The sequence below is a fragment of the Desulfobulbus alkaliphilus genome, from assembly GCF_016918545.1.
Lineage (GTDB): Bacteria > Desulfobacterota > Desulfobulbia > Desulfobulbales > Desulfobulbaceae > Desulfobulbus > Desulfobulbus alkaliphilus.
In genome coordinates, this window is record NZ_JAFFQC010000012.1 from 102,661 (window position 1) to 113,036 (window position 10,376).

Sequence of the window (10,376 nt, forward strand, 5' to 3'; positions counted from 1 at the left end):
ACAGGCTGACACCCTGTTGCGGCAAACAGACCAGTACGCCCGCTGGCAACTGATCCGTCAAAATACCGACATCGAAGCAGGGCGTATTGCCGAGCTGGTGTTGACCCGTGAAGCTTTATTGAAACTGCACCACCAGGAAGTGGCACTGGATTGGCAACATTTTAACCAGTTGACAGAAGAATTGCGCCAAGCTGGCATCGCGCTGCCCACAGCTACGGATATCAAAGGAGGCCAAGCAGGGGTAACAGCGGTTTCAATACAAGCCACCACGCCGCCGCGGTCGATCCTCCCCGCCGGCGCCCTACTCAACGATGAGTACCTGCTTATCCTGAGCTTGATCTGCCGGGAAGTGGGCCTCAACCAGACCATCATCGCCTATGGTGACGGCGAGAAAACCCTCCTCCCCTTGGGCGACATAGCCCAGGCCCTCGACCTTGCCCTTGATGTGGACGTGGAGCAGGGGACCGTCTCGGGCTGGTTTATTTCCGAAGACCGGACATTTTCCGTGGATACCGGCAGACAGACCATACGGATCGAAGGGCAAAACTACCCGTGGGATGATGGCCTCATCGCGGTTGGCGATGATGATATCTATCTCGATGCCCAAGTTCTGAGCCGATGGTTGCCCCTGGATGTCAGCATATCCTATGGAGCACTCACCGCCACCATGATTCCCCGGGAAAAGCTCCCGTTGCAAGCCAGGTATGAACGGGAACTGCTCCGCCAGCGCCTCGGCGAGCACACGGATTCAGGCCTGAAATTCGACCTGATCCCATCCCCCTATGCGATGTACTCCTTTCCGGTGATGGACTTCAACCTCTCCGGCAGATTCAACAACGGCAACAATTATCAGCTCACGCACTCAATGGTCGCCGAAGGTGACCTCGCCCATATGGGCGCCCAGCTTTTTCTCACCGGCAGCGACCAGTCCCCCCTCGACACGGCCCGCATCAGGCTGGAACGAAAAGATCTGGAAGGGCAGTTGCTGGGACCGATGCAGGCCAGCCAGGTAACAATGGGTGACCTTTCTCCGGTTGCCCTGCCCCTGCTCGGCAGCAGCGGGTCGGGCATCGGGGTGGCAATCAGCAACAGCGACATCCATGCCAGCCAAGATTTTGACACCACCCGGTTCGAGGGCAACATGCAACCCGGCTGGGATGTGGAATTGTATCGTAATGACATCCTGATCGACTCCATCCGGGTCGGCCAGGACGGCCGCTATCTTTTCGAAGACGTGCCGATCAATGTCGGCACCAATGCCTTTCAGGTGGTGGCCCACGGCCCCCAGGGGCAGCAACGCGTCGTTGAGAGCAAAAATCTGCGGATCGGCGGCGGCATGCTCCCGCCCGGAGACTTCAATTACAGCCTCTCCGCTACCCGGAACAACACCAGCGTGTTCGGTCTTGACCAACAACAGCTCAACACGGACGAAAAGGGCCGGCTTGCAGGCCGGTTCAACTACGGATTGACGGAACGGCTCTCGGCAAACGCCGGTTTTGCCGGCATCGACGTCGGCCAGAGCATCCAGAACTACCTGCAGGCCGGTTTGACCGGCACAATTTCCTCCTTCTACGGCGCATTCAACGGCATCCTTGACAGTGAAGGCGGCAGCGGTCTCGCCCTGCAGGGGCAGACCAGCCTGGGGCCTTTCAACCTGCGCGCCAGCCATGAAATTTTCTCCGATTTCATCATTCCGGACCGACCGACCAGCAACCTGAAGGCGAGAACCTCATACGGGATCAGCGGGGGGATTCCCCAGCTGAGTTTTTTACGTCCTGTCTCCTACTCCCTGTCAAGGATAGAGAATACCTTCGATGACCGGCAGACCGGTCGCACCAGTGCCCGTCTCTCCGGACGACTCCACAATATCAGCCTGACCAATACCACCAACTGGTATGATTCGACAGCGGGTTCCCTAGCTCCCATCGACGGTCAGTTCCAGGCTTCGGGCCGCCTGGGCAAAGGACGGCTTACCGCGGCCATGCAGTATGAACTCGGCAAGGAGGATCCCACCAGCAGGTATCGACTCTCCGCCATCCATCCCTTTGGCCGAGATATCACCGCCGGAGCCGATCTCGTCCACACAACCGGTAAGATAGAAACGACTGAAGCGGCCCTCAACATGTCCTATGACACCGGCAAGGTCATCCTCTCGCCCCAACTGACCTATAACAGTGAAGGCGATTACGGCGCCTTCCTCTCTCTCTCCTTTTCCCTGGGTCGGGACCCGATCAGCAACAAGATGCAGGTCCAGTCAGAAAGAAGAACCGGCACGGGAATGGCCACCGCCTTTGTGTATCACGATGCCAATAATAACGGCATCTTCGACGAAGGCGACACTCCCTTGCCGGAGGTCCAGGTCATTGCCGCCCAGGCCGCCGCCAGGGCAACCACCGATGAACAGGGCTTGGCCCTGCTCAGCAACCTGCAGGCTTTTGCCCCCACGGATGTACAATTGAATCCCAGGACCCTGGAGGACCCTTTCTGGCAGCCGGCCAGTCCGGGGGTGGCCATGATGGCGCGCTCAGGAACAATCCAGGCCCTGGAGTTCCCCATTGTCTCCACCGGTGAAATTGACGGGTCCCTCTACTATCAGGACAGCGACGGGAACAGAATCCCTTTATCCAGGGTGCGCCTGGAACTGCGGGACGAAGCCGGCGAACTCATCCAGACAACCGCGTCTGAATTTGACGGCTTCTACCTCTTTGAGCAGGTCTTCCCCGGCACCTACACCCTGCATGTCCGCAGTGAGGACCCGCGCATCAGTTACCTGGCCGAGGAGCTGCGTCAAGAAATCGTCATCGGCAGCGAAGGGACTATTGCCGGGGGCAACGATATTATCTTTCTGGCGCCCCCAGCCGACCCCCCGGGCAATGATGCCGTGATTCCTCCATCTTCCCTGAAACATCCCGCTGACAACAGCGAAACAGAGGACACAACCGCACCCACTGTTGCTGCCACCCAGCCGAACAGGTCCGCACGCCTCGACATCCGTCCCTTGCGCGTGATCGAGCCATCCCCCACAACCGTTGCCATCCAGCCCCTCAAGGTGGTCACTGCACCCGCTCCTGCAATCAACATCCAACCATTGCAGACGGTTGCCAGGGCCGACGTCCAACCTGGTCAACAAACCGAGAAGCAAAACCTGCAAACACCGAAGGCGAGTACCCCCCCGACAACAAACCCAACGAACAGTACCAGGGGTTCACTTACCGGCCCCATTACGGCTCCCGTTCCGATACCCACATCTGAGCGCGGAACACTCACAACCACGCCGGCACCGGCCACCAGCGGCCAATTGACCCTGAATGCCGGTAACCCGAGCGCTCCCGGCGACAATCAAACGGAGACCGCGACGGTCACAGGGACAGATCCAGGCAGCTATTCCAACGCAGGCACTGCTCAACTGAGCCAAAACAGGCAGAACATCTTCAGGCCCATTGACCACCCCGTTATCCAGCCCTTTGCTCCGATCGAGGAACTGGTTAATGCCCCCCCCCAGTGGACAAGGACAACCGGGTATGCAGTGGGAACGCTGGGGCGCCCCATTCTCAATGCCGCCGGGGTCGCCGGCAGGTACGCAGCCATGCAACGACGGCAGAAATAAAGCTCGGAAAGAAAAGTACGGCTTGGCGGAGAAGAAAAAATCCCGGGAGCACCACGGAAGGGTGCCCCCGGGCTGTGAAGAAAGCCTTTCAGGGCAGAGGAAAATCCTTGATGGCTGCGGCTTGGCCCCTGCCAACGGAATCAGGGAGAAACTCAACCCGGATCGTACCGGAAGAGAGATCAAGGGAAGAAACATTGTGCATTGGCACGGAATATTCTCGTTCCGTTTCCGGCCGATAGAGGACGATCCCTTCCAGATGGCCGACCTGTCGCTCGGCCCGCGGGTTATCGGCGGGTAAATACCGAAGAACGAGCCTGCCAAAAGCGCTGCCTTCACCGTGACGGCCCAATCGCACGCTGGCCCGCAGGTTCTCGGGATCGGCGTTCTGCGCCGGCAGGGTCAGGGCGATCGGGGTGACTTCCGGGGCAATGTCACCATGCTGTATAATCACTGGTATGGTGGAGGTGACCAGAACGTCAACAAGAAAGGTCATGTGCTCATCCGCTCGGATACCGGACAGCGTTGCCTGCCCCTGGGCAGGGTCTTCAAGTGGACTGATACTCAGGCGGGTTTGATACTCCCCCGGAGGCAGATCCTGGGGTTTACGCACCATCAACTTGATGGACTGCTGTTCCCTCGGTTTGATGGTCGCCCGGCGCGGCGAAAAACGAATCATGTCCTTGACCAGCCGTTCTTCTTCGGTCTCCATCTCATCCTCGACCTGGTACAATTGCCCCTCGGCATCACGGCGCATGCTGACCAGGGAAATTGCATAGGTGATCGATTCATCGGAGAGATTGCTGACCCGGACTTCGACCGCACGTTGCCGATCCGTGAAAACAGCCCGTATGGGGGTCACCATCAGATTCTTGGATGCTGCCTGGCCAAAATCAACCAGACCGACTACCACCAACAAGCAAAAAATGCCTGGCAAAAAAAACAGGGACAATGATCGTCCCCGTCGCAATGAACATTCTGAAAGCATGAAGCAACTCCCATCTAGAAAAAATGAATATGCAGGGTCAAGGTACCGCTGTAGGTGCCCCGTGCTGCATTACCCGGCAATTCGAGGCTGCCGCCGATGCTGAGGTCACGCCTGACACCGCCGCCCGGCAACTCGGCGCTTGTCTGTGACAGGGATGAAAAGCCCCTGACAGTCACAGTATGACCTCCCGACGTTAAGGTGACCGATGCAGGATAAAGCACCTCCACCAGGCAGGGTTCACTGGAGGTGAGGCTGATACGCCCACTGCCGCCGCCGGTCACCAGCGACCGACCGGCCGTTGATTTCTCCGTCGGGCCATCCTGGGCGGCAATGGTGATCGTATCCCCTGCGGGATACAGATCAATCTGACCAAAATGGAGCCCAGTAACCTGGGCCACCACCCCCTCCGCCCAGGCGATGGGGGTGGTGAACAGGGACACCAGGAATATGCTGGTCAATAACCACCCAAAGCGGCTTATGTGTTGCCTTGGACTCGAGAACATGTCAGCGACAGGTCTTTGATTACAGATAATTGATGGTTACTTGTACCGTGCCGACATAGGTATCATTGGGCGAGTTGGCGGGAATGTTCAATTGCCCACCCATATGAATATAAAGGGTTTCGGTTGCCCCCTTATGAAGGGTAGTTCCTGCACCGCCCCAGCTGTTATTCGCCATATCGGTGATGGTGAGTATGTTCCCGGTTACTTGCCCAATTAAGTCTTGGGGTGCCACAGGATATACTACTTCGACATTGTTTAGCTCAAAAGCCGCCGCAACGCTTATCAAGCCAGTGTCGTAGGTAAATGCGGAAACTGTTGACCCACCGGGAACTGTTTTTGCCGATGTATTATCGATCCCGGTTGATGCTATAGAGCTTAAGGAACTGGCGTCCATAACAACTGTTTCAGTTTTACCGGGAACCAAATCTATGGTACCAAAGTTAATCCCTCGCACCACGGTTTCAACCAATGTGGTCGTGATAGTGGCCTCCACCTCAACGTCATGGCTCGCTGCCTCAACCTTGGCCCCGGAAAGAGCCAGTGCCCCCAGCATTGCCGCGCCGACAAAAAGTGCAGAACCCGTCCATAGTTTCTTTTTCATATCCTTCCTCCTACGTGATTAAATTAGCACGATCCCCAAAGAACCGCACGTGTTTTGATAGCGGCAAGATCTTCATGTTCTTACCGAATGATATGTTATCGGCGCCTGCTTGTAAAATATTTATCTAATTTTTTTATCAGCAAGCATTATATTGCCGTTTACCGCCCAATCCCCATGGCGATCCTCATTGCCCCAAAAAAAATTCAACGTAAAAAAAGATACATAGCGAAAAAAGCCGTCATCACAAATACATTTCATTTTAGTCACTCAACCGGCTTGTCAGTTGATGGATAACAAGGGACACCCCTGTGCACCATATTCTACATCTTTTCATCTTTTCGCCGCGGAGGCTATTGCGGACGGCGGTTTTCATTACCAAGTGTTATGATAATAAATACCATTTTCAAAACTTTTTGCGCTCGCCGTACTTATAGCAGACAGCGTGCCAGTAAGGGCAACAACCTTGCCGACCCATGTTCCTCCGGATCGCATTTGAACTTATTTGCATGTAATAATTCAATAATATTTGTGCTTGCCGCGCAAAAGACCGTCCAGTTGTTCCCTTGGAGCGCCCTGGGCCGCACCCCCTCATTTTGCTCGTAACTGTCTGAAAAATGAAAATTATACAAAAAATCACCGCCGAAAAAACAAACACCTGGACGACCACGCACGGCTTCAGGTGAATATTTTCACCTTCCTTCTGCCAGATAGAGAGAAAACCCCGGTACAACTTCCCATCGGGTAACTTTTTGGTATTTCAATGACACTACCAAAACGCTATTGCTCCGTTAAAAATTAGGAAATTAGGGACACTTCCCCTATTTTAAGGGTAACAATCAGGAACATTCCTCAAAGGGCGGAAAATAGGGGAAGTGTCCCTAATTACTGGGGAAGTGTCCCTGATTACCTTCCCCTCGCCTCGTGGCGGGAAATCTGGTATATATATTAAGATGAACTCGCCGCAATCGATCACCATCAGCGAGGCCGCCGTGGCCACCATCGTTACCTGCCGACCGGTGCCGGAGGTGCTGGTGCTCAAGCGCAATGCCAATCCCCAGGACCCCTGGTCCGGCCACTACGCCTTTCCCGGCGGCCGTCGGGACCAGGAGGACCCCTCCCTGCTGGCCACCTGCCTGCGGGAGACCTTCGAGGAGTGCGGCATCGAGCTGTCCACCGCCCACCTGGTCAAGGAGTACCCCTGCCGCCCGGCCGGTAACCACCTCAACCAGCCGGTGCCGGTGACCACCTACCTGTTCGAACTGCCGGAGCAGCCGCGACTCCGCCTGCAGACCTCGGAGATCAGCTGCGCTGAGTGGCTCTACCTCGACTATGTCGCCGACCGGGAGAACATCATCGAGCGACCGATGAGCCCCCGCTGCCCCGAAGTGCTCTTCCCCTGCATCCCCGCCACCCGCGGCTTTGTCTGGGGCTTCACCTACGAGACCCTGATGATGGTGATAGCCGACCGATATCGCCATATTGGCGACAAAAACAGGGAGGCGGCGGTCGCAGGCGGAAAAGGAAAGAGCGCTTGACTTTTTCCCCGTTGACCGGTATCAATACCAACGAATTTGAACGGTGATCAGGCGCAATGGGCCGGGACGGCCAGGCAATGCAGTGCCGGCGACAGGGCAACAGATGCGCCCGGGCCCATCCTTCTGTTCATCTCCGTCCCAGATCCCACGACCCGGAAACAAGGCGATATCTTTGCGAGCAGTCTGCCTTGCCGGGCCAAGACGAGCCAGGACACAGCCAAAAGGGACATTAAAAGGCACACCAAGAGGTATTGAAAGGTATAGAGAGGTATTGGTATTGGGAGCCGCCCCTTGCCGGGGCGCTCTTTTTTCAATGTAAAGGTTCAACCCAAGGAGAACGTCAATGAAAGCACCCGTACGTGTAGCGGTAACCGGAGCTGCCGGTCAGATCAGCTATTCCCTTATTTTCCGTATTGCCAGCGGCAGCATGCTCGGTCCCGACCAGCCGGTCATCCTCCAGTTGCTGGAAATCCCCCCGGCCATGAACGCCCTTCAGGGTGTACTCATGGAACTCAATGACTGTGCTTTTCCGCTGGTTGCCGGCGTTATCGCCACCGATGATGCCAATGTCGCCTTCAAGGACGCTGATTACGTCATGATGGTCGGTGCCCGTCCCCGTGGACCGGGCATGGAGCGCGGTGACCTGCTCAATGCCAATGCCGCCATCTTCGAGGTGCAGGGCAAGGCACTCAATGACCATGCCAACCCCAATGTCCGGGTGCTCGTGGTCGGCAACCCGGCCAACACCAACGCCCTCATCACCCTGAAGAACGCCCCGAACATCAATCCGCGCAACATCACCGCCATGATGCGTCTGGACCACAACCGGGCCATGTCCCAGATCGCCGAGAAAACCGGCAGCCACTCCACCAAAGTCGAGAAGATGGTTGTCTGGGGCAACCATTCCGCTACTCAGTATCCGGACATCAGCTACGCCACCCTGGAAGGCAAGCCGGTAAAATCCCTGGTCAGCGAAGATTGGAACGTCAATGAGTTCATTCCTGTGGTCCAGCAGCGCGGCGCCGCCATTATCAAGGCCCGCGGTGCTTCTTCTGCTGCTTCCGCCGCTTCCGCCGCGGTCGATCATATGCGCAGCTGGGCCCTGGGCAGCGACGGCCAGTGGGTCAGCATGGGTGTGTACAGCAAGGGCAACCCCTACGGCGTGGATGAGGACCTGATCTTCTCCTTCCCGATCACCACCGCCGGCGGCGACTGGAAGATCGTCGAAGGCCTGGAAGTCAGCGACTTCAGCCGTGAGCGCATCAAACTGACCGAGGCTGAGTTGGTCAGCGAGCGTGATGCTATTGCTGAGCGGCTTAAATAAGGTTTTTTTTAGTGGTTATTTGGGGGTGCTCTTGGAGCACCCCCTTTTTTTTTGCTTTCGATCAGGGGTAATTCGGGATACCTTTCCTATTCTGGGCGGTTTCTTTAACGACGGGTTGTTTGCACGGTAGGTGTCGGGTAATTAGGGACACTTCCCCTATTTTCCGGCCCTTTGAACCGCAGAATGGTTTCAGTATGGGGCTTTTTCGTGGGTGCCAACATAGATAACCTCGGTAGGTGGCGGGTAATTAGGGACACTTCCCCTATTTTCCGGACGTTGTGGAATGTTCTTGATTTTTACCCTCAAAATAGGGGAAGTGTCCCTAATTACTTTCAAAAATTGGGGGAGCATTACTAGTTGCTGTAAGTATCCTTAATTACTGGGGCAATGGCTATCTCGTTGGTCCAGGCGTAATTCCGTGCCCACGTTCAGGTGATCGGGGTCGGTGATCACATCGCGGTTCTGCTCGTAGATATCCCGCCAGGCCCAGAAGCGGCATAGTTGGGCTGCAGCGATGGCGCCAAGGGTGTCCCCCGGTTGGACAGTGTACAAGAAAATGGTTTCCTCAGGGGCCTGCGTATCCGTTACATCGGCGACATCAGCGACATCTGTGTCAGCCGCGGTATCGGCGGTATCCGCTTCCCCTGCCGCAGGGGCCACCAGGTCCGGTTCAGGCGGGGTGCTCTCCCCGGTGCCGGCCAATTCGGTGGGTTCGGGTTCGGGTGCCGGTAACGGCTCCTCCACCACTTGGTGGGCGACAACCGGCGCGGGGTCCCCGGAAGGTTGCGGTGTTGCCTCGGGTTCGGCCGGTTCCACGGGCTGGGCCAAAGGCACCGGCGCCGCCTCCTGCCCGGATGGTGCTGCCAACACCGGTTCGATGGCGGCCGCCGGGGCGACCTCGCTCCGCTCGCTTGCCGGTGGCGAGGCTGTTTCGCGCGGCTCCTGGCCAATCCTGGCGCGGTCCGGCAGCAGGACAAAGAACATGGTCGCCACCACCACGCCGCCGAGCCCAAGGGCCCAGATCGGCAGGCGCTTTTTTTTTGGCGCGATCGGTGCGATCGGCGCGGCCCCGGGCATGGTCGAACGGACTCGCCGGCTGCGGTGCCGCACGGCCCGGGCCAGGAACAGGGAATCGTCCAGCCGCTTGACATGCTCGGCGATTCCGGGGAAATCGACCGCCATGGCCTGCACCGCGCCATAGCGCCGGCGTGCCTCTTCGATATGGCCGGCCTGTTCCAGTTGGTCGGCCTCGGCAAGCAGGACCTCCGCCTTGCCGCGTATCTGCTCTATTTCCTGGTCCAGCTGCCGACGTTCCTCGGCGGACAGGGTCTCCCCGGCCATGACCAGCAGGGTGCCGGCCTCGATGAGCCGACCGGCTTGCAGGGTTTCCCGAATTGTTGTGGCTGTCACCATTGGTTACCTCGCTGGGGTACTTCCCGTGAGGGGTAATTAGGGACACTTCCCCTATTTTCCGCATTTTGCGGAATGTTCTTGATTTTTACCCTCAAAATAGGGGAAGTGTCCCTAATTACTTCGGATTAGCACTGGGGTACACTATACAATTTGATCGAATTTCCATCAACTTGAAAGACCGTAAAGCAAATCCCGGGTGGGCAAAGGGTACGGGGCAATTAGGGACACTTCCCCATGTTTTCCTGTTTTCATTGGGGATACCGCCCGGGTAATTAGCGGGTAATTAGGGACATCCATGATAAGTATTGTCAAGGGGAAAACGGAGGTTTCCCGTTTCGCCCAGGAGTACGTCAGCGCCTGCCTTGCCTCTCCCCCGATCTCGATTGTTCCTCGGCGGGAGCGGAAGCA

7 protein-coding genes are annotated in these 10,376 nt (G+C 57.0%); 3 read left to right on the forward strand and 4 right to left on the reverse strand.

The window, feature by feature from the left end; genetic code table 11:
• Positions 1 to 16 precede the first annotated feature (16 nt).
• The gene (locus JWG43_RS08415; RefSeq protein WP_205242464.1) at positions 17 to 3,607 is read left to right on the forward strand and encodes a stalk domain-containing protein; all 3,591 of its coding nucleotides are present in this window, start codon (positions 17 to 19) and stop codon (positions 3,605 to 3,607) included.
• Between the two features lie 88 nt (positions 3,608 to 3,695).
• On the opposite strand, the gene JWG43_RS08420 is transcribed toward JWG43_RS08415, so the two are convergent.
• The 3 genes from JWG43_RS08420 to JWG43_RS08430 form a co-directional block, all read right to left on the reverse strand.
• Positions 3,696 to 4,523 carry a fimbrial biogenesis chaperone gene (locus JWG43_RS08420; protein WP_205242465.1) on the reverse strand — a complete coding sequence of 276 codons (828 nt, stop codon included), beginning with the start codon at positions 4,521 to 4,523 and terminating at the stop codon, positions 3,696 to 3,698.
• 83 nt (positions 4,524 to 4,606) lie between these two features.
• Positions 4,607 to 5,050: a DUF4402 domain-containing protein gene (locus JWG43_RS08425; protein WP_205242466.1), complete on the reverse strand. Its 444-nt coding sequence runs from the start codon at positions 5,048 to 5,050 to the stop codon at positions 4,607 to 4,609.
• A 64-nt stretch (positions 5,051 to 5,114) separates the two neighbouring features.
• The gene (locus JWG43_RS08430; protein ID WP_205242467.1) at positions 5,115 to 5,696 is read right to left on the reverse strand and encodes a DUF4402 domain-containing protein; all 582 of its coding nucleotides are present in this window, start codon (positions 5,694 to 5,696) and stop codon (positions 5,115 to 5,117) included.
• A gap of 950 nt (positions 5,697 to 6,646) precedes the next feature.
• On the opposite strand from JWG43_RS08430, the gene JWG43_RS08435 reads away from it, so the two are divergent.
• Positions 6,647 to 7,231, forward strand: coding sequence for an NUDIX hydrolase (locus JWG43_RS08435; RefSeq protein ID WP_205242468.1), 585 nt, complete (start codon positions 6,647 to 6,649; stop codon positions 7,229 to 7,231).
• Positions 7,232 to 7,574: 343 nt separating this feature from the next.
• Positions 7,575 to 8,555 carry a malate dehydrogenase gene (locus JWG43_RS08440; RefSeq protein ID WP_205242469.1) on the forward strand — a complete coding sequence of 327 codons (981 nt, stop codon included), beginning with the start codon at positions 7,575 to 7,577 and terminating at the stop codon, positions 8,553 to 8,555.
• Positions 8,556 to 8,927: 372 nt separating this feature from the next.
• Here the strand turns inward: JWG43_RS08440 and JWG43_RS08445 are convergent, their stop codons facing one another.
• Positions 8,928 to 9,968 carry a LysM peptidoglycan-binding domain-containing protein gene (locus tag JWG43_RS08445; RefSeq protein ID WP_205242470.1) on the reverse strand — a complete coding sequence of 347 codons (1,041 nt, stop codon included), beginning with the start codon at positions 9,966 to 9,968 and terminating at the stop codon, positions 8,928 to 8,930.
• Positions 9,969 to 10,376 lie beyond the last annotated feature (408 nt).

Coding starts and splice junctions, on each gene's coding strand:
- JWG43_RS08440 (WP_205242469.1), top strand. CDS start 7,575: ATGAAAGCACCCGTACGTGTAGCGGTAACCGGAGCTGCCGGTCAGATC.
- JWG43_RS08445 (WP_205242470.1), bottom strand. CDS start 9,968: ATGGTGACAGCCACAACAATTCGGGAAACCCTGCAAGCCGGTCGGCTC.
- JWG43_RS08435 (WP_205242468.1), top strand. CDS start 6,647: ATGAACTCGCCGCAATCGATCACCATCAGCGAGGCCGCCGTGGCCACC.
- JWG43_RS08430 (WP_205242467.1), bottom strand. CDS start 5,696: ATGAAAAAGAAACTATGGACGGGTTCTGCACTTTTTGTCGGCGCGGCA.